General features: G+C 50.2%; 15 protein-coding genes. 6 read left to right on the top strand and 9 right to left on the bottom strand.

The window, feature by feature from the left end; genetic code table 11:
• Positions 1–102: 102 nt before the first annotated feature.
• From ACZ5BI_RS08545 to ACZ5BI_RS08565, 5 genes are all read right to left on the bottom strand, one after another.
• Positions 103–831 (bottom strand): sortase, encoded by a 729-nt coding sequence (locus tag ACZ5BI_RS08545; protein ID WP_316085863.1) that lies wholly within the window; start codon positions 829–831, stop codon positions 103–105.
• Positions 800–7,453, bottom strand: coding sequence for a prealbumin-like fold domain-containing protein (locus tag ACZ5BI_RS08550; RefSeq protein WP_412585277.1), 6,654 nt, complete (start codon positions 7,451–7,453; stop codon positions 800–802). Before ACZ5BI_RS08550 ends, ACZ5BI_RS08545 begins: the two co-directional genes overlap by 32 nt.
• Positions 7,453–8,592 (bottom strand): Cna B-type domain-containing protein, encoded by a 1,140-nt coding sequence (locus tag ACZ5BI_RS08555; protein ID WP_316087153.1) that lies wholly within the window; start codon positions 8,590–8,592, stop codon positions 7,453–7,455. The genes ACZ5BI_RS08550 and ACZ5BI_RS08555 overlap by 1 nt, the downstream gene beginning before the upstream one ends.
• Positions 8,589–9,602 (bottom strand): class C sortase, encoded by a 1,014-nt coding sequence (locus ACZ5BI_RS08560; protein ID WP_464896172.1) that lies wholly within the window; start codon positions 9,600–9,602, stop codon positions 8,589–8,591. Before ACZ5BI_RS08560 ends, ACZ5BI_RS08555 begins: the two co-directional genes overlap by 4 nt.
• Positions 9,603–9,745: 143 nt before the next feature.
• Positions 9,746–11,341, bottom strand: a complete 1,596-nt coding sequence (locus ACZ5BI_RS08565) for an isopeptide-forming domain-containing fimbrial protein (RefSeq protein ID WP_464896173.1) — start codon at positions 11,339–11,341, stop codon at positions 9,746–9,748.
• Between the two features lie 425 nt (positions 11,342–11,766).
• On the opposite strand from ACZ5BI_RS08565, the gene lepB reads away from it, so the two are divergent.
• From lepB to ACZ5BI_RS08585, 4 genes are all read left to right on the top strand, one after another.
• Positions 11,767–12,696 carry a signal peptidase I gene (gene lepB / locus ACZ5BI_RS08570; RefSeq protein ID WP_464896174.1) on the top strand — a complete coding sequence of 310 codons (930 nt, stop codon included), beginning with the start codon at positions 11,767–11,769 and terminating at the stop codon, positions 12,694–12,696.
• Positions 12,697–13,010: 314 nt separating this feature from the next.
• The gene (locus ACZ5BI_RS08575; RefSeq protein ID WP_464896175.1) at positions 13,011–13,796 is read left to right on the top strand and encodes an NYN domain-containing protein; all 786 of its coding nucleotides are present in this window, start codon (positions 13,011–13,013) and stop codon (positions 13,794–13,796) included.
• Between the two features lie 233 nt (positions 13,797–14,029).
• Entirely contained in the window at positions 14,030–14,899 is an 870-nt protein-coding gene (locus tag ACZ5BI_RS08580) for a DNA-processing protein DprA (RefSeq protein WP_464896176.1), read from the top strand.
• A gap of 205 nt (positions 14,900–15,104) precedes the next feature.
• Entirely contained in the window at positions 15,105–15,716 is a 612-nt protein-coding gene (locus ACZ5BI_RS08585) for a hypothetical protein (RefSeq protein ID WP_464896177.1), read from the top strand.
• A 371-nt stretch (positions 15,717–16,087) separates the two neighbouring features.
• On the opposite strand, the gene ACZ5BI_RS08590 is transcribed toward ACZ5BI_RS08585, so the two are convergent.
• Positions 16,088–16,303, bottom strand: a complete 216-nt coding sequence (locus ACZ5BI_RS08590; RefSeq protein ID WP_464896178.1) for a hypothetical protein — start codon at positions 16,301–16,303, stop codon at positions 16,088–16,090.
• Between the two features lie 959 nt (positions 16,304–17,262).
• Here ACZ5BI_RS08590 and ACZ5BI_RS08595 point away from each other — a divergent pair.
• Entirely contained in the window at positions 17,263–18,120 is an 858-nt protein-coding gene (locus tag ACZ5BI_RS08595; protein ID WP_464896179.1) for a hypothetical protein, read from the top strand.
• 173 nt (positions 18,121–18,293) lie between these two features.
• On the opposite strand, the gene ACZ5BI_RS08600 is transcribed toward ACZ5BI_RS08595, so the two are convergent.
• Together ACZ5BI_RS08600 and ACZ5BI_RS08605 are read right to left on the bottom strand one after the other, a co-directional pair.
• Complete coding sequence (locus ACZ5BI_RS08600) at positions 18,294–18,557, bottom strand: Txe/YoeB family addiction module toxin (protein ID WP_464896180.1); 264 nt, start codon at positions 18,555–18,557, stop codon at positions 18,294–18,296.
• A gap of 4 nt (positions 18,558–18,561) precedes the next feature.
• A complete protein-coding gene (locus tag ACZ5BI_RS08605) occupies positions 18,562–18,828 on the bottom strand; it encodes a type II toxin-antitoxin system RelB/DinJ family antitoxin (RefSeq protein ID WP_464896181.1) in 267 nt (88 codons plus the stop codon).
• Positions 18,829–19,096: 268 nt separating this feature from the next.
• On the opposite strand from ACZ5BI_RS08605, the gene ACZ5BI_RS08610 reads away from it, so the two are divergent.
• Positions 19,097–19,279: a hypothetical protein gene (locus ACZ5BI_RS08610; RefSeq protein ID WP_464896182.1), complete on the top strand. Its 183-nt coding sequence runs from the start codon at positions 19,097–19,099 to the stop codon at positions 19,277–19,279.
• Positions 19,280–19,305: 26 nt separating this feature from the next.
• Here the strand turns inward: ACZ5BI_RS08610 and ACZ5BI_RS08615 are convergent, their stop codons facing one another.
• On the bottom strand, positions 19,306–23,280 hold the full coding sequence (locus ACZ5BI_RS08615) for a ZmpA/ZmpB/ZmpC family metallo-endopeptidase (RefSeq protein WP_464896183.1): 3,975 nt from the start codon (positions 23,278–23,280) through the stop codon (positions 19,306–19,308).
• Between the last annotated feature and the right edge of the window lie 534 nt (positions 23,281–23,814).

A 23,814-nucleotide genomic window follows, 5' to 3' on the forward strand; every position in this document is an offset into this window, starting at 1 on the left:
TAGCAAAATGACTGCAAGTAGTCACCCCTTATTTTCCAGCTCATACCGAGGTAGCGTCCGGATATGCCCTTATCTAAGTTAACGTCCAGAGTTCGCAGTGGCCTAGTTATTTTCGGCTTTTACAAGGCGGGTTACTATTTGGTTGCGACCTGAAAAGTTGGGGGTAATGATTGCCGCGTCCCATCTTTCCCGGTGGCGGGAAATTGCGGATAACTTGCCGCTGGGAACAGTTTCTACGGTTGCTATTTGGTAGCGATATTCGCGTCCGGAAATATCGGTAAACACTACTTCGGATCCGTCAGGCAGATCCTTGAGCCGCGCAAACTGCTGGTTGTCGGCACCATCGGCAATCACCAGATCCCCGCTGGCGGGATTGCCCCCATAGATGCTCGGGATTTTCGCAGTCTTAGCCGCATCGCCGCTAGCGATAATCGGCCAGCTACGGTTCAGGTCAGGAATCTGCAGGATTCCGGTCACCTCGTACCCAGACAGATTCGCCGTCTCCAGGTAGGGGCTGGCACTGTCCGGGGCAGAGGTATCGGCAGTACCGCCCTGCCCCTTACCAGCCGCTTTCCCCGAGGACGCCCCGGATTCTTTCGCATTTTGCGGGGTTTGGGTAGCGATTACTCCCACCTGGCGGGAACTGGGGATAACCTCCTGGGTTTTAGTCAGGAGGTTATCTATTTCGCTATCACCGGTACGCCCCTGCCACCAGGAGTACCCCAGCAGCGCCACCAGCAGCAAGCTCAGCGCGATGCAAATGACTTGTATCCACCGCACCCAGCGAGCCCGGCGGGTTTTACCCGCGGCGGCGATACCGCATCCAGCCATATACTGCTGCCCCACAAATCATTAGACCGAACAGGGTGAAGGGCAGGGTACCGACGCCTCCCGCCTTCGGCAGTTCGTAGGGCTGATAGTTCTTGACCGTGACCGGATGCTCGGCACTGCCTGGCTGTTCACCAGCCACGCCGGGAGCCGGCTTTTGGAATAGCTGTCCGTTCCAGGTGGCGGTGTAGTTGTCGGGAGTTTTCAGTTCCTTTACGAAGTATTCCGCTTCACTTAAGTCCGGGAACACAACTTTGCCGTTGTCAGTAGTCTTAACTACGCGCGACAGGTAATAGGTCTTCTCTCCCTGCTTGACCGTCTTATCACTGTCAGCTAGGTCACCGAGGCCGGCCTCCTGCAGCTTGTCGGCGCTGATCTGCTGGGACTGATCCGGGGAATACAACCCGAATACCGCTCCAGCCAGCCCGCTTGTGCAGGCACCATCTTCGCCGCAGTTATCTCCATCTGCTTTAAACAGGTTGATTTCCCACTTGCTGCGGATGTTTATACCGGTAACGGTAAGGTTTTCGCCAGAGTTATAGCTGAAGGAATATTCTCCCTCGTGCTCAACCGGGTTCTCAGTGCTGCCCGTGGCCACCTGGTACTTAGAGAACTTCGTTCCATCGGTGGGAGGAAGCTCTGCCAGGGTGTAGCGCTCCCCGTCCTTCCACGTCCAGGTTCCCGAGGGACTGGCGGGTTTGCCTGCCAGGGAGGTCAGGGAAATCTTTTCCGAGGACGAGGCGCCTTTGGCTACCGGTACCTTCACCTCAATATAGCTACGTCCAGATTTCTTGAGGTTTTCGATCAAGGTTTTCTCGGTCATTTCTTCGGGGGTGAGTTTTTCCCCGGTGTAGACCACGAAGTTATATACCGTTGCCTTGCCTAGTTTCAAAGGCTCCTTATTTTCGTCCTGTACCTGCTTTAGCAATTGCATTTCGGCTGGTACTTTCACCCCTACTTTGAGCGGGATGGCCTCTAAGTCCAAGTCTCCGGCTCCGGGTGCACGGTAGTTGTAGCCGAAAGTGTTCCAGGCAATGTCGCCCGGCTTGGGGTTTGCCCCACCGGCGATCTTGGCGTCAAAGCGTACCCGCAGGGAAGCGCCTCCCTTGAGGATATCGGTGCTGTCCTTCAAATTAACGCGCAGGGAACGGGAACTTGCCTTTCGTTCAGTTCCCCAATCGCTAGTGGCACTACCGTTCCAATCTTTTTCGGTGAACCCGATAGCTTTATCGGAGTATTCCACCGTGTATTTACTGGGATCTACTGCTGTCCAGGTTCCATTCGCGTCCTTAACCTCTACCGTCAGATTGGGCTCATCCGCAAAACCTACCTTAAACTGTGATCCCCGCTCGGGGGCACCCGTAAAGGTGTAGTTATCGTTAGTTTGCGGCAGGTTATCGATCAGGGTGATACGCGGTATGGCGTCATCCGTATTGTTCTTCACCTCTAAGGTATAGGTGAATAATGAGCTTTGACCGGGCAGCGAAATATAGTTCTTCTCGTCCGTGGAAGTAACTTTGTTATCCGGCTTCGCCTTTTCTTCTACGCTCTTTATTGAGGAGGTATAGGCGTCTTGGGCAATCGGCACGAACGCGTCAGCCTGTACGCTGGGGAGATTAGTCTTGTTCTCGTTAGCGCACACGTAACTAATATCATTACTCTTCCAGCAATAATAGGGATTAACCGTAGAATCCGGCTGTCCGGCACTATTCTTGTTCGTACCTGTAGTAGTCGATAGCACCAAATCTTGGGTGGCGTTAGAGCCATGTTTGAGAGCGCGCTGATCGAAAGATTCGCCAATCGGAGTCACGTAGGCGTTGTTGAACACCATCCGATAATCACCGTTTTGCTTCGGATTCTTGCTAGAAAGCTGCAAGGTGGCGGTGCCTTCTGGCATTAGGGGATTGCCTGGAACTGCATAGCCCTGCCCGGGAGCCTTTTTCCCATCGGTACCGGGAACAGCCCGCACGTTAAGCTGCAGCTTGTCCTCGTTTAAAGTGAGGGACACGTGGAACACGGTTCTTCCCCCCAACACCGCCAAAGGCTGACCATTAACTTCCAAAGAGGTCGTGCTATTGAAATAAGCAGGATTCTTGTATGTTACAGTCACGCTCTGCGGTTTACCCTTCGCGTCATATTTCCAAGATCCATCGTCAAATTTGAGCAGTTGGTAGCGTGAACCGCCCCCGTCTGCCTGCTTTGGAGGATGCGAAACGTAGGTAACTGTCCCGGTAAAGACATAGTTGGGATCCAGACGGTCGCTGATTACATAGTCGGTGATCGGTTGCTTTCCGTCATTGTGGGCGGTTACTTCCCAAGTTAAAGTATCCGGGTATCCGGCGGCCTTGGGATCTTTAGTAGTGGTACCAGCCGCGTTCTTTTTAGCGACTAACTTCTTTGAGACTCCCGGCAAGATTGCTCCGCGAGTCAGATCCACTTGGGAAGATAGCCACTGGGTATTATCGTCTCCACCAACAAAACCCTTTTGGTTAGCGTTGTTGGTGTCAATTATCTGGCGATCCCCGTCATTTGCTGGTGCCTGCCCTAGGGGCTTTGAGGTAATCTCAATGTCGGGATTGACTTGTATTTTTTGCCCCTGCTGATTGTCATAGGGCATAGCGATCTGGTTACGACTTAAATCCTCAGTTTTGATTTTTTCGCCGACTGCTACCAGGTAGCTATACCCTACGGTTTCCCCGGGGTTCAAATAGTATTTATCCCGCTCGGCGTCATATCCCAGATTGGAACCTGCCTTAGAGTTATCCAGGCGGAAAGTTACATGGCGCGGGTTTTGCGCATCTACTATCGCCTGTAAAGAGGCTACTTTGGGTTTTTCTCCCGGGAAATCCACGGGAGTGTTTTCGGCACTGGATCGCCACATCTTCCGTACCGGTAACGTGCCTCCGCGAGCAGTATCCCCGGGAAAAACACCGTCATAATAGGTGTCGTCCCAGCTGTCCACCTGGATACCGATCCCTTCTGGTGCCGGTTTACCCGTATTAGGATCGTTACGAGTGGTGCAGATCTTTTTATCTCCATCTTGGTGGCACTGATTATTTTTCAAATTTGATTGATCATCAATGCCGGCGATGAAATGGAAGCCTTTAGGCAAGATATCTTGAATGTCATTAATATACAGGCGCGACTCGCCATCGTTATGCAAAACGTTGTAATAACGCACATACCTATAGTTCTTGGCACGATCGTCTTCCGCAGAGTTCGAGTATACGACCCTGCCGCTGGCGGTGTCATCTGGTCGCAGCACGGTGTAATCCTCTGTTGAGCTGCTGCTACCTTCGCCACCCCACGAATATATGGTTTTGGTTTCTACCTTGTAGGTTTCTTTCGCAACTACCCCGGTGTCAGCTACGCCTTTTTGCAGGGTAGCTCCCGCTTTTCCGCCCAGGTAGTGGCTTACCGAATAGGAGTCATTCTTTACATGCCAAGTGTTAAATAGGGTGTCTGACTGGTATTTCTTGCGATAGTTATCCCAGTCGGCTCCCTCAGGTAGCTGCCAGGTTACATACATATATACCGAGCCGGATACTTCCAGTTGCAGATCCTGATCCCAAACCAGGTATTGCTGGGTGTCACTGGAAGAGGCATCGGCCGGGTTCGTATCGGTAATCTTCCAGTTCTTGAGGTCGCCGGCAGTGACCTTTAGCCCGTTTTGCCCCTCTGGAATCTCCAGGGATAACTGGTCTTTGGTCCAGGGTTTACCCGGCAAACTGGGGGGCAGCGCATCATATATGTCCTTGCCAGTTACTATAAAAGGATCATCCCCAAACACTGACAGAGCCAGGCGATAGGTAACCTTCTTCCCGGCATTCAGGGGGCTTTGGCTTAGTAAAGAGTCTTCATCAAAAGTAGCGCCCCGCTTGGTGACTATCCGCTTGTCTGCCCCCAGCTTGGAGATACTCATCTCGGTCTTATCGGTAATGCTGTATTTCGGCGACTCGACTCCCCCAATATTTAGCGCATCGGGGTGCCCGTCTTTAACCTTGGTATATCCGGTCTTTTCCGGATCGGTGAGGGTCAGGTAGTCCACGCTAACCTTAGACGGGTTGGCAAAATCTTGGCTGGCCATATACCAATAGGTCGAGGTGGCGATACCCGCCCCGTTATCAAGTTTCTTCACTTCGATGCGGTCGGCAATGAAGTCTTTGCTTGAAGAGGAATCGCCTACCTTTTCGGTAGCACTGAAATGAACATTTTTATAAGTCCCTGGTTTATCTAACAGGTAATAATCTTGTCCGTCATAGTTGTATTTCTTCAGCCCTTGCAGATCCGGGTTAGTTGCGTTATCCCCTTTAACTGGCACTAACAGTACTTGCGCTCCCGAGAGCTTATCGGTAAAGGGCAGGGCGTTATATTCGGCTTTCCCGCCTTTACGTTCTAGGGAGAGTTGATATTTAACCACGGTTCCCACTGGAATTGGCTTTCCGTTTTGTTCTACCTTCTCATTTTTCACATAGGCGGCTTTTTTAACCTCGAAAGAGTTGACCGTAGTTACCGTATCTGGAACGTCTTGATCGTTCAGATTCACTTTGTTAGTGGTTTGCTGCTCGGTAAAATCTTTCCCGGCCATAAAGTCATCTTTAACGGTCGCCCTTACCACGTGTTTAATGCTGTCTCCACCGTAAATCACGTGGTTCGGTACTTCCCAAGCCACTTGATAGCGAGTAGCTTGCACTACTATCAAGTCTTTTAGGGCATCCTGCAAGGCGGCCGCAGTGCTATCAACTGTCTTAGTCGCTCCCGCCTGGGTAATCGCTATCTTCCCATCGGCTTGTTTCTCTAGTTTCAAATCTGCGGGCTTAGCCTTAGCGCAATCTAGATGCACCTGCCCCGTACCCTCTTTACCGCTGGTAGTGGTGTGTTTTGCGGGTACATAGTTTTCACAGATCTGGGCGCCGGTGATGTTAATCGTGAGGCCATCCCCGTCCTCACTAAACATTTTGGCCATTTGCGCGGGGGCAAGGTAGTAGGCTTCGGGCAGGTGATCGGCAATAATGCCTTCGTCATCCTTACCTTCTTTAATCTTCCAGGGGCCAGATCCCTTGTTAGTGGCAGTAATCGTAAAGTCAATGGGGTCGCCCCGATAGAAGCTTTGCCCTTTTCCGCCTTCGTGGGTCTTAGTTACCTCGGGAACCGGGCCTTGCATGGTCACCGGGTTGGTGACTGCTGCCTTAGATGAAGCGCGATCAGTGTGGGTGTACTCGGTGGTTGCCGCAAACTCATTGTGCAAATTGTAGGTTTGATTCGGCTTTGGATCCTTCACCAGCAAGAAGTTGTCACCAAACCGAATTTTTACATTTCGATCAACCAGATTTGGTTTATTCTGTCTTGCCCCCACATCGTAGGTAATTTTTAGAGTGCGCTTCGCAGGATCGAACTGGTAACTAAGGGAACTTAGGTAAATATTGGAACCGCGCAGGGCGAATAACGGGACTGTTTCACCATTATTATCAATATTTAAGGTTATATATTGGCCGTTGCTATCTTTGTCCCCTGGTCTGATTGTCCACCCTGGGATCTGGGTATACCAATCGCGAATTGAGCCAGTGTTCCCCACCTTCTTTAGGTATTCGGGGTTAAACTCCACCCCTTCGGGCAGGGTAAAAGTATCTACATAGGTAGAATCAACAGCGGGATCCTGACCAACTTTGGCTTTGGGCATTCCCTCGGTGGTTACCGGGGTATTGCGGAAAGTGTAACGCAGGTTCTTAATATAATAGTTTCCGCTTTGCTGGTCATAGGCAATACTGGGGTCAGTCGCCGATCCCCAAACCACGTCTGGTATCGGTTTATCCAACCAATCAAGCGGGTCTTTGTTGAGCAGCTCTTTCTTAGCTTCATATTTTTGCCGAATAGTATCCCAAGTACTTTCCTGTACCTGGCAGCTGGGTTCTTGGCCTTTCTTGCCCAGTGCTGCTTTATCCTCGGGAGTAAGTTCCTCGATCCAAACTTTCAGATCCCCACCGGCGGAAGTGGGAGAATCATGCTTGGCTTTCACCGGAAGTAAGAAAGCATCCCCGATATCGGAACCGGCAATCTCGATGTAATAGTAGCCGGGAATATCTTTACCGGTACTATCTTGTACCTGGTTAAAGGTGTAGGGGTTCTTATTTCCCTCCGCCTGATAGTAGGTCTTTCCTGCCTCCAGTTTGGCGGAGGCCTTCCCACCTAAAACATAGCCGGGAGCGGCAGGAGTTTTGTCGGTAAAGCGGAAATATACCCGATAAACTTTCGCTTTAGCGGCTGCCGTGTTGGAGATCCCGATGTTTTGGCTAAAGGCTTCCCCGGTCCAACGCTGGCTAATATTGCCCTTGTTAATCGCCTCGGCCTTTTCAGTCTCGGGATTTTCGGTCCCGGGCTGGGGATTTACTATCGCTACCTGTCCATCGCCGGCTTTTAACAGTTCAGTAGTTACCGTACCGGGTTCAACCTGGCAGGAGGTTGGCGCCCGCATCGGCCGCGAAACATTAGTTGCCCCCAGATTATTGGCCTCTTTAATCCCTAAAGAGTAGGAAGGAATCGCCAGAAGCAGCGTGGTTACCAGGAAAGAAAGCGCCGCCAGGATAGCTAGCAGCCGAGTGCGGTCTTTATAGAGTTGATTAAACACTATTTCGCCTCCCTATCTGCGCGGTTTTGCCTAGAGTTGGTCGCGCTTTCCGATTTGAAATCACTGCTGCCTGCCGTCGCTACTTGCCGGCGCCGCGCAGCAATCCCGCCTGCCCCTAAAACCATCAGCACGGGGGCTAGCCATAAGTAATTTAGATTCGCGCCCGTCCTTGATAACGGAGGACGCTTGGGGGGATTCTTGGGAACTAAAGTATTAGTCACGGTGAAAGCCTGGCCAACCTTTTCGTAGCTAACCGTGTAGGGGCTGTTGTCCAGCTGTTCGGCTACTGCCCAACGGTGTCCCTCACTGTCCTCCCAACGGTAGGTCCAGTTATTTGCGCTGTTTAACTCGATGGTTTGGAATAGTTTTTCGTCCCGTAGAATCTGTATTTTGACTGACTGCAGACGCGCGGTTTGGTTTCCGCCGTCCTGCCAGTGTTTAACCACCTGGTATTGCGCCGGCTTGGGAAGCACTTTTTCTAGCTTCGCCACTGCGTTTACGCCGTATTGCAGTTTTCCGTCAACTAGGCTCGGCACAGTAACTAGCGAGGGATTAAAAACATAGGTTTCCCCGCTGGCAGCCGTACTGGTAAAGGGATCAGTCAGCAGCAGATACACCCCTACCTTCAGGTTATTAAAGGTCGCTTTCCCATTGCTATCCGAGGTCGCCGTCGCCTCTGGCGCTACCTGATCGGCCTGGATATGGTTAGCGAGGTTGCCCGCGAAGTCCGCCCATTTACTGGCGTCAACGCTGCCCGCGGGAATCGCCCCGCTTTTATCTTGGAAGTCATTCCACTTTAATGCTTGTAAATACTGCTGATAGGCCGGCAGTGCAGGGAAATGCCGCTTCGCCTGCGCTATCCGATAGGCGGAGACTTTCACCCCCGCTAAAGGCGCGCCCTCGTAGTGAAAATCGAGAGTGATAGTGCCTTTCGCGTTTTGATCAATCTTTTCTAGATTTACTAAATCTAAAGAGGTAGTGCCAGAGGGCGCACTGGTTTCGCCAGGGGTCTGCGGGGAGTCAGCCGGGGGTGCGGCGTGCGCGGCGGCGGGAGTGAGCATCCCGATTCCCAGCAGCGTGGCCAAAATCGTCGCAGCCAGCGTCCCTAATAAGCGGTTGAAACTAATTGCTTTGCTCATAGTGCTTCCGTCTTTCCTCCCGCTTGATTTCGGCGACGCCGCAGATGCGTCACGGTGATCGCCACAATGATTCCTAACACCGGCACCGAGATGGCTAGCGAAACCATCACCGGATCCATAGCGACTGCATCGGCGGCCACATAGCCGGCGTCCCCTCCGTAGGGAACCCGGTGACCGCGTACCAGCAGCCGGTGGGTGTTAATCGCATAGGGCGTGCAGGTTACTAAAGTCGCGTAGTCTTGCCCAGGAATAATTTTTAGATTCGATAGTTCTTTAGGTTCGACTACCCGGATTTGGTCAACTTGATAAGCCAGGTCACGATCTAGTACGTGTAACACGAAGCGATCGCCCTCCTCTAGCTCGTCAAGATTGGTAAATAGTTTGGCGCTGGGCAATCCGCGATGCCCAGACAAAATCGTGTGGGTGCCTTCCCCGCCGGTAGGTAGCGAACTGCCGGGCACATGCCCTGCCCCTACCTGCAGTACCGAGTCCTCGGTGCCGTGGTAGATGGGTAGATCTACCCCTAGTTTTTCGATTTCGATATGCCCCATCATCCCGGTTTTCCCGATATCAAGTAAGGAAAGGTATCGCTGCATTTGCGAGTGGGACAGATGGTAGCGCGCCGGGTTGGACAGCAGTTCCTGGTTATAGGCTTCGGCCTCATCCCAGGTCTGCTGGAGTTCTCCGGGGCGCATCTTATTTACGGTTTGCGTGTATTCCGCGATTGCGCGGCCTTGTTGCAGGGTGTTCCAGTAGTTACTGATAGTGGGGTAAAAGAACACCAACATGCCGCCCACGAATACTGCTATGAAGGCAAGATCGGGGATTCTTGACCGCCTAGCGCCCGGCGCGCCGGTTGCTTGGCCAGATGCGGAGGCCGAGTCCTGGCGGCGCGAAGTTCCCTGATCATCCAGGTTCTGTTCTTTGGGGTCAGAATCGGATTTTAGGTGCCGCTGATCCAGGTCATCAGCGGCCGAAGCCACTTGCTGATCTACCGGGAGCGGTTGCACTTATTTTTCCTTTCCTAGCCCTGCCGGGGAGCCTTGGATGGGTTACGCACTAAAAAATGGAATTGGCGGTGGTCGTGTGACCAGAGAAAAGATTCTCTGGTCACACGACCATGCTTGCCTTCATGATCGGATGATTATGCTATTTAGCTGTTTTGCTTGCGCCGCCAGACGAATGCGCCTGCCGCGCCGGCCATAACTAGCAAACCAACTACCGTAAAGATGGCAGTACCGATACCGCCGGTTTCAGGCAGAGTGGAACCGGAGGTGTTAGTAATGTTCATCTCGACTTTACCGGTGGGAATATCACCATCGGCAGCCTGTCCTTTACCGGGGGTGATGGTCAGAGACTCGATCTTGCCTTTACCATCATCGCCCACAGTCAGGTTGGCAGCGATAACGAACTTGAAGTAGGCATCGTCCCCTGTCGGCAGGTTGTAGCCCGCAGGAGCCTTGATCTCTTTCAAGTAGTAGGTGTCGGCATCCAGACCAGCGATATTGAAGACGCCACCTTCGGGGGTGGTGATTACCGTGCCCGCGTCGCCGTCAACCCACTTAACAATCTTGTTATCCTTGATCTCGGCGCTCTTGGTCTTGTCGGAGTTGTACAGACGGAACTGCGCATCCTTTAGCTTGGTTTCGGGATTAGCAGAGTCAACCTTGGTGGTATCCAGCTGGTAGGTGAAAGCCCAAACTTCGTCTTCCGGGGTTTCTCCCAAGCCATCACCATCGGTAACGTCCTTTTGATAAACAACCAAGGACTTGTTGGGGTTACCCTTACCACCAATCACGGCCTGTTCGTTAACCTTCGCGGTGTATTCCACGGTGACTTCCGAGCTTGCGGTTAGGTCAACACCCGCGGCTTTCGCTGTGGCTTTCAGATCGGTGAACATAATTTCGATCTGCTTACCGCCGTTGTATTCAGCGCCGTGGGTATCATCGGTGATATCAGTTACCGTTACCGTATCCGGAGTTATTTCTTTATCTCCGATTTTTACGGTGAGATCTTTAGCGGCAAAGCCCTCGGGCAAAGTAAAGCCCTTAGAAATGAAGTCTTTAAAACCATATTTATAGGTAGTGAAGTCCGCAATGTTGCTGGGCATAGTACCGGTCAGTTTGAAGGGAGCTTCCTGTCCCACATCGAGATCAGCGGTATCGCCCCATTGATCAGTGGAGTCTTCCTTAATCTTCTTAGTAGAAGTAGGAACCGAGCCCTTAGCCTCAACGTTGACAGTACAACCCGCGACCTTCAGAATCGGGGAAGTGAGCGCTGCAGCCTTATTATCGGTATCTTTCACCAGGTAGTAGCCGTGATCAGCTTCGCCCAAGGTCGCTTTGTAGGAGAAAGGAGCAGCCTCACCAGATTTGGTAAAGGTTTTTGCAGTCCCCGTAACATGCTTCGTGGCGATCTTGGAGAACGCGATAACCTTGGAGCTCTCCAGCTTCGATAGCTTCTCTGCTAACTGCGGAGCAGTAGTTACCGCCTTCAGCTCGTCAATGGTGCTGGTTTTTAGCTCAGCCAGCAGGGCAGCAGAATCAATCCCGGTGCCCCATTTAATATCGGTTAGTTTTCCGCCGGAAACATTACCATCAAATAGTTGATAAGCGCCGTAAGTATGGTCGCCTTCTTGTGCGGTAATAGTAATTTCCGGGGCGCAGGTCTTATCAAGGTTTTTGCCGGCAGGACGCAGAGGAGATGCCGACGCTAACTGAGCAAAGGACAGCGACAACGCTGCAATCATGCCCAGTAGCAGGAAGAGGCCAGCAAAAAGTCTACTGAACCCCCCCCCCACGTGAATAATTTCTAATAGGAGTGCCCATTATTCCTCACTTCCCGTGCTTTCTGCACTTAAAATTTTCAAACAGGGACACAGCTGCATTAACCCTCTTAAATTAAAGCAACATGAACATGGTATCAGTTTAATATTTTTTTCGCATAGGAACCGAAGTCCCATTTGCGTGCCTCCCGCAATCTGCCAGGCTGCGCTGAACACGAATCAACTCTTGCAAGTAACTGTCAGGCTGTAAACTAAGAAATTCCTGCCCCCGCGACTAGCAATCCTTAAGTTTTAGGGGATATTGCAGAGGCAGCAGTAAAGATGCCATAGCATTACAGAAATAAGCGTTACAGTACACTAAGAGGCAGCAAAGCAAGCGGAGGTAATTAATGGGCGATTTTCAACCCGCTTCTGGCCTGCCAAAACGATCTGAACGCCGGAAACGTAGCGAAACTAGCGACATCGTTTCCTCCTACCTTAAAATCCCGACCGAGAACCCAGAGGAGAATCAAAGAGAGCCGCTGATAGAGGCAGAACCCCCAGCCAAACCCCGGCATTTTGAGCCGCGTCGCACCCTTAAGGAGGATCCCCGCAAGCTCTCAGATAGTGAGACTGCGGCGGTGAATCATAGCCGGAAGGGGCAGGAAAATAGCGAGGAAAAGGAATTATCTCCCGCCCCTCGTCCTCCTCAGGAAGATAAAGCCTCCCCGCAGACTGAGGCTAAGTCGACTGCTGCAAACCAGGGTCAGAGCGAAAAAATCGCCAACGCCACCTCTAAAATTAAAACCCAGTGGGAAAAGCTGCGTGCCCGCCCCGCCTTCCGGCTGCTGGTGCGGATAGCGGAAGTGATCATAGTCGTGAGCGCCATCGGGATCCTGGTCGCGACTTTCTTTATGTCGGTGCTGCAAATCCGGGGCGAATCCATGACCCCTACCCTGCGAGATGGGGATTTGGTGGTCGCCAGTCGCCATTCCAGCTTCCAAAGCGGCGACATTATCGCTTTTTACTACAACAACAAGGTGCTGTTGAAACGGGTAATCGGGCAACCCGGTGACTGGATAGATATGCGCGAGGACGGCACCATCGTGGTCAACAAGAAGCCCCTGCGGGAAAACTATGTCAAGGGCAGCAAAATCGGGAAAACCGATATTAAATTCCCTTACCAAGTTCCCGAACACCGCTACTTCGTGTTGGGCGATCACCGCTCCATTTCACTGGATTCCCGCACCAAAGCCATCGGTACCGTCTCCGAAGATCAGGTTGTTGGTAAAGCCATGCTAATCGTCTGGCCCCTATCCCACTTCGGCGGGGTTCGTTAGGGGTTCTGATCCAAAGACTGCCCGGCAAAAGAAACACAAAATGTTACTTAGCCCCGAAATAGCCCTTGGGGGCGTGCTTTAGGAATTGAAAAACCCCGTCACCGCTGGATCGCAACGAGGACGGGGTTTGACGCGCTCAAACTAAATGAGGCACCGAAAAACTTTCGCGCTCAAAATATGTAAGGTACGCCGCGTGGTTGACCTCAACCAAAAATGGCCATAAAATATCTACCAGATGCTCTGGCCGTTGACGCTCCGCTTATAAGGATGACGCCGATGACCAGAGCTTTATTTCAACATACAAAAGGAAAACCATGAACACTCGAAGCCGGAGAAATATCGAGCCAAAACCAAGCAAGCCTCAGATTGCGCGCCGTCCCATCGTCACCGCTATCCTCATAGACGGTGGTTTCTACAGAAAACGTTCCTACGCCCTGTTCGGTGATAAAACCTCCAAACAAAGAGCCGATGAATTACTCGAATATTGCCGAAGGCACATAATAAAATCCCAATCCAGCTTGTATCGAATTTTCTACTACGATTGTCCGCCATCAGAAAAAGTCCTGTATCACCCCTTGCTACAGCAGCAGATTAATCTAGCGAAGAGCGATCAATTCAAGTGGACGAACGAGTTCTTTAAACATCTGCTCAAGAAAAGAAAAGTCGCGCTACGCCGAGGGGAAGAACTAGAGACACAGCAAGGCTATGTTCTAAAGCAAGATCCACTAAAAAAACTTCTAGCCGGAACAATCAAGCTCCAAGATTTATGTGAAAACGATTTCCATCTTGACATTACACAAAAAGGCGTTGATATGCGGCTTGGTTTAGATATTTCAACCCTCGCTGAACGAAACCTAGTGAACCAAATTGTGATGATTTCTGGAGATTCCGACTTCGTACCGGCAGCAAAATATGCACGTCGAGCCGGGATTGATTTCATCCTCGATCCAATGTGGGCAAAAATAACCGATTCGTTAAGCGAACACATTGACGGAATTCGCGAATGTGTACTCCAACCGCCAGATAATCTCAACGATCCACTTCACGTGAATAATCTTCGGCAACAAAATGCTGATATTCAAGATGAAGAAGATCTTTAAAATTCCAGTTAATGTAATTTCAATACACAATATAGTTAACTGAACATAATAGCCACCCGGGACTAAAAGGTTCCAGGGTGTTTAGATTATGTTTTGTGCACCCTAGTACGCCCGATTGCAGATTAATTTATCAGCCCGAAATTCGTTTATCGAAATCTGGATACCTACCCTCTAAGTTGAGACGGTGTGCTAACGTCTTGATAACATTGGGATAAGGAAGGGGAGGTGATTGGATGTCTAATTCTGAGGAACTTGTCGCCTTGGTAGCTCTCCTGCGTTACGGATCTTTCCGAACTTCGCACATGGCATTAAGACAACGATTAATCGACGGTGATTCTCCCAGCCTAATTCTTGCCGAAGATCCCGATTCTGAGCTTATCTACAATAGAGCTGTCAGCGATGTCGATCAGTGGATCACCAGTGGTGAACGCCCACTATCCTGGCTAGACAGTGATTACCCCCAGCAACTGCGTGAGGTTCATGACTTCCCCCCCGTGATTTTCGTGCGCGGTAAACTTGCTCAGCCAGATAATGGCATATGCATAGTTGGCTCACGCAAAGCCGGTCAAGCCGCACTCGAAGCAGCAGCACAAATCGCACACCTCATTGTCGATAAAAACTGGACTGTTGTCAGCGGCCTGGCTGAAGGAATAGACACTGCCGCACATGTAGAAACCTTGAAACTTGGCGGGCGAACGGTTGCGGTAATCGGTAACGGCATCAATTATTACTATCCCCCCCAGAACCGGGGGCTTCAACACGCAATCGAAGATCGCGGGTTAGTTATTTCCCAGTTCTGGCCGGGCACTTCCCCAAAGAAGTACTCCTTCCCGATGCGTAATGCCGTAATGTCGGCATATGCGAGCGCCACCATCATCGTCTCAGCAAAAGAAAACTCAGGAACCCGACACCAAGCAAAGCAAGCAGCTGCACACGGTCGCCCGCTGGTTGTCTCCCGCGCTGTATATGAGAACACTACCTGGGCACGCAAGCTGGTTGACGATCCCAATGTTCTAGCGCGCGTTGCATATAGTGCCGAGGAATCAGTCTCCCTCGCAACGGAAATGGCTACCTTCACCATTTCTGACCTCACCTTATTGTAGGAACCTTATGGTTGGTCAAACTCTCGATCAGCGGCTAATGGCTCTTATTGGCCTCCATGCGAGAACCGTCCGGAGAGAATCCACCTTCCCTACTGGAGCATTAATTCCACAAGTGAGGGTGTGCTCGGTCTGCTGTGGCCCGGTGGAACCAAAGTATTCACGCTGCTACCCATGCAATGAGAGAACTAAACAATTCGGGGATGAGTTGGCCGATATTGTTGTCCCATTAAGCTACACGGTACGCGACCACCAGGATTTGCAACAGTTTTATTTAGACTTGCACCAGTATAAATCTAGACGGCCTTCAATCGTTGCTCAGCAGCGCCTCAAGGCGCTGCTGTACCTTTTCCGGTTGCATCACCAAAAATGCTTAGAAAACAAGATCGGTCAACCGGTTAATAGTGTTATCGCAGTGCCGTCTGGTCGGAACCGAGCCAGTCATCCCTTGCCCACTATCGCAAAGCTACTCTCCCATCCGGTATCCGGCCTTTCCGAGCCAGAGCTATTAACCGCTAAATTTGTAGGATCACCACGGGAGGAGAGAGCACAAAAGACTAACCCTAGCGACTTCGCTATTAACGGTTCTCTATCAGGTCACGTTGTAATCGTTGAAGACACTTGGGTGCAAGGACATAATGCCCAAGGACTTGCGATACAAGCACGCCAGAGCGGCGCAGATAAAGTCAGCATTGTCGTCCTCGCCCGAATGCTTGCCTACACCTACCCGCTAACAAAAACCATGGTGGATTGCTGGGGAAAAACCGAACACTTCGATCCCGCCATATGTCCAGTCACCGGGCAACAGCAGCAACTCTAATAAGCGCCCTTAACGTCACGATCTGGCCTGCCACTTAGAACCCCAAGAATTTTACCGACCCTTACGGGGCAGGGACGCCCGCTACGCGGGACGCTGCGCGGGGAAAACCTGCAGCACAATCACCGCCGCCTCTAACCCTGAAAACTGAACAAAAAGCCGTCCAACTTTCGGGGTTCAGTACATTCATGCCACCAGTTAGGCGGCATATTCTCTTGGACATAACTATTAAGATTTAACGGCAGCAGCAAGCACCCATAGCCAGGGTGAAAACTCATGGGTTTCACTGCAACCTATCACACTCACGCTTATGTATCAGGGTGTCATAGTGACCCCCTGATAACGCCAGCACTATGACTTCCCTCACATGACTGTTATGCGGCGGGAACCTGCCCGAGCCAGGTGGCAAGACCAGTTGCTTTTTCAGCACCATCGGGAACGAGTATTTTACTGCCCGCACCGCGCGCACCGACTACCAGTCGTATCCATTCCTCAGCCTGTTTTGGCATTACGCCCATACCGGCCAATAGTCGATCTTCTTTTACCTTTTGGTATCGGTGTGCTGGCTTATTCGCTGCCGCTATTTGCACTACCCTTAGCGTGCCTGAGCACGCCAAGGGGGCAGGCGTGCCGCTTTCTATTAAACCAGCACCAATGACGGCTCTAACTGCGGTAATACATGCATTCCCATACGTGAAACCGTGATTGATCCCTTGTAACCGGCAACCCAGGCTTGTGAAATCTCAAGTAAACCCGCGTTTTGTAGCCATAGCTAAGAAAGAGGCTAAGGCCAAGCAAAAAGCCAGCTCGAAGCAGGAAAGTAGCAGCCAGTAGGCACAACCTACCGGGCAAGTCGGCGCGGCCGCGCCAAGCGGGGGCAGCAGCAGTGGATACCAACTCCAACCAGGGGAAGTTTGGATTGATAAAAATAACATGGATCAGGACGGCTCTATTACATTAGGTGGCGATGAGGACGGAAACGTCTGGTAAATAGTTTGAGTTAATAGTTTCTATTCGGGAGCCAGTGCGCATTATTCGCGCCCTGGCTTCTTTTTGTTTGCCGGGGCTTCTTTATAGATACGGGAACGTGCTGGGTTCCACTAACTCCTTATTGACACAAGAACCTGTGTCCCCGGCCATTTGGACGGGGACACAAACCAGTAAGGAACAGTGCCTTGCCACGCTCCCATGGATCTATAAGTAGATAAAAGGAGTAACAGTGAACACTGGTACCAAAAAACGAAGCGCAATCATTGCGCTAATAGCCTTAATAGTAGGGCTAGTTATCCCGCTAACCAGCGCCACAGCCGTGCAAGCTCAAACGCCAACCAGCGAAAGACTAACAGCCCATTTTACGGGCATTGAATTTGTGTCCACCAAAGCCCTAATACTGCACTCACCTGCAGAAATAACACGCTTATCAACGACACACCTCCCGCGCCCTACATAGGAAGTGACGGACGAAGGTTATCTTTCCGATAATCCTGTGCCCGCCAGGCAAGGCAAACCGTCTTGCCTTAGGTAACGACCCTACGGAGGGATTATTAATATGTTTGTGGCATACAACAATGACAACATTGTGATTAAAGCAGATGAATGGAGCCGCCAAGGAACACCACAAATCCACTGCATAGGATTCTTGCCAAGCGGCAAACCCTGTAATCAAACATTGATAGCGAAATCCTATAAAAAGACCAACAAGAAAGCCCCTTACTTTGCCCATTTTCCCGGCCAGGGGAACGATTGCGATCAAGGCATGGGATTCTACGGATTAGCTCCGCGCTATTTAGGAAAACAGGGAGACAACAGCTGGGATACCTGGTACAAGAATGATGGGAACATTCCTTTGAAGCTGATACTTCCTGGCAACTCATCTGGCAAAACTCGAAACCAAACCGTTTCAAGAACACGTGAAAATACTAGCAGGAATACTGGGGTCTCTTATGGGGGCTCTAGTGGAGAACCTTCCGGAACGGTTCCAATAGGTCAACTTGAGCTCCTAAAAAGACAACTGTACCTACCTGCCCCCGACGAAACTGTTATCCATCAAGGGAGAATCTGTCCAATCATCAAAGTAAATGGCAAAAACAAATCCAAAGAAGAATTTAAGAAAAACGAACTGGCATTCTTTTATGGAAAAGTTAATGCAGTTGAGACTTCCAGTCCTGGCAACCTGTTCATCCGTTTCGAGAACAGCGACCTGTCCATAATGCTGCGCGAAGAAGACCAAGAACGCGCGAGTAACCAAGATAGTTTTAGGAAACTCAAAGGACGAGTATGCGCAATCTTTGGAATACCCCGCAAAAACAGAGGGGAGTACGGCTGGCGGGTTATTCCTTACCTCGAACCCAGTGAAATACATTTTACCGCCCTACCAGTAGGTATTTACTTTAGATATTCCTGGTAGGAACAGGGTTAATTAGCATTTGTAGAAGTTTTCAACCCGCAATGTAACAATTAGAAAAGTGAGGTTGCACTTGCAAATACCAACACCTTTAACGGATGATGAAAGTGGTCTTTCTTAGGAAGGGCTTCCAGGAGCCGGGGGTTGTCCCCCGCCATTTCCTGTATCCAGGAATCCTATTTATCGCGATAATGGGAACCGCATTGCCAAATTTCTAGTCGAGATTTATTGATTCTGAATACGATTCTATTTTTGTCGTCAATGCGGACACTCCAGTAACCCGATAAATAACCCTTAAGCGGTTCGGGTTTTCCGATGCAGCCGTACCCGTTACGCTTAATATCCGTTATAAGCCGATTTATCCGACGTAACGTCTTTTTGTCGCGAGCCTGCCAGGTAAGATAATCCTCCCAGTCTTCCTCGCTCCATACAATTTGCATGATTTTAGTCTTCAATCAGATCATGCGGAACCAGCTGTTTCCTGCCGGATTCGACCTCGTCAATCGCTTTCTTGAGACGGGTAAGATTCTCTTCAGAGTAAAAGGGATCAGCCGAAACCTCGAACGGAATTCGGCGCTCTCGACCAACTTTTTTAGCAAAAATCGTGAACGCTGCACTCATGGATAGCCCAAGTTCCCGGCAGGCGCTTTCCATCAGACGCTTATCGTCTGCCTTTAGTTTGAAATTGACATTAACGGTGTTTGTAGTCATCTGCATCCACCCCTTTCGCTAAACTACTCTAAGAATAAATAAATAAAATATCAAGAGATTTACTTGCGTATTTCTGGTGTTTTTATTTATATAACCAGACTTGAGGCTTGCTGTAGAAATTCGAAACCCCGTCACCACGGTATCGGAACCAGGTAAGGGAGATCACGAGGTCTGGACGAAAGGTCAGATAAAATCGGTAATCGTCAGCACCAAACAACTATCGCCGGGAGTGACAAGGAGCGCTCATAAAGCAACAGCAAGGAGCAAAATGAAAATCTCCGTTAAGGCAACTCCATGGGAGGACGGCTGGGAATTAAAAATAGCACCTGACCAGTACACTCAGGTCAAAAAACTAGCTGACGCGAAAAAGCAAGTTATTGACTACCTAGACACCATAGACCCAACCCAAAACCACTCAGATTGGGGAATTCAGCTTTCACCTAAGGAATGAACTCCCCCACCTAGTAGCGCAGCTGGTTACTGTTTCTCTGCAGATTTGCGTCTACGGCTAAGCAACAGCGCGCCTGCGGTGCTGAGGGAAGCGAGAAGCACTAACGCGACCAGACCCACAGAACCGGTATTAGATAATGCCGGTTTCTTCCCTGCCGTTGCCGGAGCGCTCTGACCCGGTTTAGGAGAGGAAGCACCCTCACCTGCAGGCTTAGTTTCCGGTTTACCGGTACCAGGGTCAGGGGTGGTTCCAGGCACATCTCCACCTGGCTTCGCACCAGGTTCAGTAGGATCGGTACCTGGTTGCTCGTCAGCCTTCACTATCACTTTCACCGTGATTTCTTCACTGCTGCCATCTTCATAAGTAACGGTGACCACTGCCGAAAGCTCTCCTGCTTCCTCAGTACTGGGCGCATCACCTTTCCACGCAAACTTGACTTTAGTTAAATCAGTTGGTGCCTGCCCTTTAAACGTAATTACCTTGCTTAGTTCCGGCAGTTTCTCACCTTTTTTAACCGTGATTGGATCGGCTTGCGGAGTATATAGGTCCTTATCGGGAACAGTCTCAGCTGGACCCAAATCCTCCCAGCAGAAATCGCCAGAGTCCTTCGCTACCCCAAAGTTGTGGGCACTCGTGTTATTTTCGAAAACATAGCCGTCTTTGGTTTTAGCTATCAGCTCTTTTGCTTGGTTGATTTCCCAAGTGACCTGCTCAGTATCATTGGGTTTAATCCAAGTTGCATTTGGCTGCACTTTCCCGTTAGCCACCCATTTATTGCAAGGGTCATTCACCTGAGGGGTTTGGGGAATCTTTACCTTAATCAAGGGTTTAGCATTAACGCTAATATCCACGGTGATTTCTTCACTGCTGCCATCAGCGTAAGTAACAGTGATGGTTCCCTTGATCTTACCGACTGTGTCCGTGCTAGGGGTCGGCGCTTTCCAGGCGAACTTCACTTTCGCTAAATCGGTAGGTGTCTGACCGGGAGTATCCGGGAACTTAACCACATCTTTAGGTAGCGGAAGCGTATCCCCCACTGTCAGGGAAATCGGGTCAGCGAACGGGTTGTATCGGTCTTTGTCGCTCACGCGGGTAAACCTAAACTCCCACGAGGACGTAGCGGAGGGTTTAAGGCTATAACCATCCTTTGCCCTGGCGGTTACGGTAACCGTGACCGGAGCGTTCACATCAGCCTGATTGGAACTGACATTTACCGTTCCAGTAACTACCTTCCCGTCTACCAGGTATTCAACGCCCTCTACCTCAGGTAACGTGTAGCTGCCGATATATTCATTCCTGCCTTCAGTAAAGTCTTCATCTAGACTGCTGGGGGCTTTCGGGGTCACATAGGCAGTGAAAGTCCAGGTACCAGTGACGGTTTCGTCTTTAGCTATGTTCGTGATGGTCTGAGGTTCCCAGCCCTTGAAGTCATAGATCCCCTTATCGGTAATCACTTGCTTCTTCCCTAGTTGAGCCAGGGTCACCGTGCTACCAGCAGCAATATCGGTTTGCGGGGTTGGTAGCAGCTTTTGCACGTCCTCGGGGAGGGCGTCGAAATCGTTAAAGCGGTAAGTGACCGTGTAGGTCTTGGGTGCGTCTTTATAGATGTTGGTAGCAAACTGATTGGTGTTTGTTTTATACGCTAAGAAAATTGCGCTCTTTAACTGTTCCACCTTTGTTCGCGTGGGCAGTTTGCTGTACCAGCCCGATTGCTGCAGGATATTATTTTTAAGGTCGTCCTCTACAGCCGCATCCATCAACTCTTTGAGCTGAGCGTAAGTGGTAATCTGCTGGGTCTTTCCCTCCCAATCAATAGTGATTGGTTTTAGGTTATCTTTCTTAGCAATCCGCTCGGCATATTGAGCTTTTTTGAAAGCCGCCATAGTGGGGTAAGTACCGCCACTCACCTTAGAAATAATCACGTCGTCGCTAAACTGAGTATTTTGCGCAACGTTGCCTGGTTTTAGCTGATTAGACAGGTAGGGAACCATGCCCTCGTAGTAGCCGTATGCCGCAAGCATCTCCCAGCTTAGGCGCTTAGTATGGATATCACCGCTCATCCCATTGGGATTATGGGGCGCTCCATAAATCGGGGTAAATAGGGGAATCGCATAGTAGCCGTTATATTTAGCGGTACCGGTTACCTTTTGCCCCTCAACCATAAGTCGATAGGCTACCGCGTTCATATCTACCAGATCATTGATTGTTTTAAGATTTTTTGCCTCATCGACAGTGATATTGTCAAACTTTTCGTCTCTGCCGGACAAGGAGGCTTTATTGAATAGCTTTGCTTTGGTGGCATCGTCCTTGGATAAAGCTACCTCAGCTTCTAGAAAATCTAAGGTATAGATTAAATCCATCTGGTTGCCGTAATAGGTTTTCAAATCATCGGCCGTCTGGAAACGTTCAGGGGTTTTATTGCCGTAAGGATTTTGATCGCTGCGATCAAAAATCTGGTTGAGGTCGAAGTTTGCCCCTTTATCAGTGGGATCGTTCTGATGCCACGGCTCGAACACGCCTCGAGTAATCAGTTCGGCACTCGCCCCGGAACGCTGACCATATCCCGCAAAATGAACTTGATTCGCCATTTGGTGCGTGTGTTCGTGAGCATAGGTAGTCAGCCCGCGATCATCTAGACCATTGGCTAACCAGTAGTGAATCTGTCCGCTATTAATGTCGGCCACTCCATCTGCCTGCGTGAAAGTAAAATAGTAGCCTAACGGTGTCATAAACTCTATAACTCCGCTGGCAACCCCCACACCCTGTTTAGGCGACCACCGTTTTGCAGCAGAATTCTCATTCGGATTCTTAATCTGCTGGTTGTCCCATACGCGGCGGTTACCTACAAGTTGGGCGCGTTTATCCTCTTTTGCTAGGCGATACCAAAAATCCAAATAGTCGGCTTGGCGTTCAGCGGCGTATTCGACCTTGTTTTCAAAAGCTTCTAGTTCTGCATGATAGGCATCGGGATCAGCGTCTTTGAGCGCGCGATTTACATAGGTATCGGTCAGACCGTACATGATGGATTCGACTGTCGAAGCGACATACAGAGAGTTCTCTGACACGTTCAATAGGGCAAGTAGCTCTGCCTGACCGTTGGGTTCGCTCTTGAGCTTATCGAATACCCGATAGGGAGCAGTAGGGTTTGCCTTTGACTTCTTTTCAAAAATTACTGCTTTAGAGGTTTTCCAGAACCAATCGGCAGGTTTTTGACCGGTCTTAGTCACCTGGTCATTGAGGAAAGTCCCTAAATCGGTTTGGTCAGCTATCTTCCCACCTAAAACCTCTTTAAACAGTTTAGGAGTAGACAGCATTTTGCGCTGGTCAGCGTTCTGCTGCCCAATAGTTTTGACTATATCCAGGGGCGCGTATTCTTTCCCGAAAGCATTATTTTCCGTCATCAGCTGGCGAGCAACCGTAGCACCCTCTTTTATGTTGAAACCATAGTTACGTTGCAGATAGGCAGCGCCAATCAGGAAACCAGCAGTATCGTTTTTAATCGCGTTCACATAGTAGGTGACGTCTTTATTCTTCCCCGCAGCAGCTACCTGGGAATCTGCTTTTAGCATTAGCGGGAGGATTGTTGGTAAATCCTTTTTGATTTGGTTAAATGCGCCCTCCATATCGGAAGCGAGTAAGTATTCTTCTTGTAGCGCCTGGAGTACTACCTCGTCCGGGACATCGTTAAGGGTAGGGTATTTATCTTTATTGTCCTTCCAAATCGCAACTTTTTTGTTTAGTTTCTCGGCTGCCGTGAAGTTGGTCTTTGCAAGTTTGTCCCTGATGGCTTTATCGCGAAAATCAACTTGCTGGAGGCCAGCGAGAACCTGCTGCCCTACTTGCTGAACCTGTTGATCCCCTAAAGCGTCTGCGGCATAAGCACGAGAAACAGTCACCGAACCCGCGATGGTGAGGGTTAAGGCGGTTGCTAAGGCTAAAGCCAATAGTTTAGCTATGCTCTGCCCGAGCATTCCACGGAATAGAACAGAATAATCCCTCATGTCTCCCCAATACTGTTCGACGTGACAATTTCAATCCATAAAGACTTTTTTACTTACGCAAGTATCCCCTAGCGACCTTAGGTGATGCAATAGATTGATGGACAAAAACCTAAAACTGTTAAAAACAGCTCACTGCCATGGATCTGAGCACTAAACAGTTTCTGGCATTAGGGCTAATACCCCAGATAACCACCCAATAATCACAGTCAGATAAAAGAAAATTGGAAAAACCCCGTCACCGCTGGATCACAACGAGGACGGGGTTTGGCGCGCTCGACAGGATTCGAACCTGCAACCTTCTGATCCCAAGTACCTGAACATATTAGCTGTTCACAGCGGGTTTGTCGTTGAAAAATCGACAAAAGTTCACATTTTTTTATCCCTATTGCCAGCAACTCTGGCACTGCCAGCTACGCCGGTACTGCCATCATTACCCGCCACGCCCGCAAAGCCAGTAACGCCTGTAACGCTGGTGTTGCTGTTCATTCTGGTTATTGCTGGTGCATCCACTTTCGGATGTACCCGTGGATACAG

The sequence above is a fragment of the Varibaculum sp. GTC20041 genome, assembly GCF_055387755.1.

Coding starts and splice junctions, on each gene's coding strand:
- ACZ5BI_RS08545 (WP_316085863.1), bottom strand. CDS start 831: ATGGCTGGATGCGGTATCGCCGCCGCGGGTAAAACCCGCCGGGCTCGC.
- ACZ5BI_RS08555 (WP_316087153.1), bottom strand. CDS start 8,592: ATGAGCAAAGCAATTAGTTTCAACCGCTTATTAGGGACGCTGGCTGCG.
- ACZ5BI_RS08565 (WP_464896173.1), bottom strand. CDS start 11,341: ATGATTGCAGCGTTGTCGCTGTCCTTTGCTCAGTTAGCGTCGGCATCT.
- lepB (WP_464896174.1), top strand. CDS start 11,767: ATGGGCGATTTTCAACCCGCTTCTGGCCTGCCAAAACGATCTGAACGC.
- ACZ5BI_RS08575 (WP_464896175.1), top strand. CDS start 13,011: ATGAACACTCGAAGCCGGAGAAATATCGAGCCAAAACCAAGCAAGCCT.
- ACZ5BI_RS08580 (WP_464896176.1), top strand. CDS start 14,030: ATGTCTAATTCTGAGGAACTTGTCGCCTTGGTAGCTCTCCTGCGTTAC.
- ACZ5BI_RS08595 (WP_464896179.1), top strand. CDS start 17,263: ATGTTTGTGGCATACAACAATGACAACATTGTGATTAAAGCAGATGAA.
- ACZ5BI_RS08600 (WP_464896180.1), bottom strand. CDS start 18,557: ATGCAAATTGTATGGAGCGAGGAAGACTGGGAGGATTATCTTACCTGG.
- ACZ5BI_RS08605 (WP_464896181.1), bottom strand. CDS start 18,828: ATGACTACAAACACCGTTAATGTCAATTTCAAACTAAAGGCAGACGAT.
- ACZ5BI_RS08610 (WP_464896182.1), top strand. CDS start 19,097: ATGAAAATCTCCGTTAAGGCAACTCCATGGGAGGACGGCTGGGAATTA.
- ACZ5BI_RS08615 (WP_464896183.1), bottom strand. CDS start 23,280: ATGAGGGATTATTCTGTTCTATTCCGTGGAATGCTCGGGCAGAGCATA.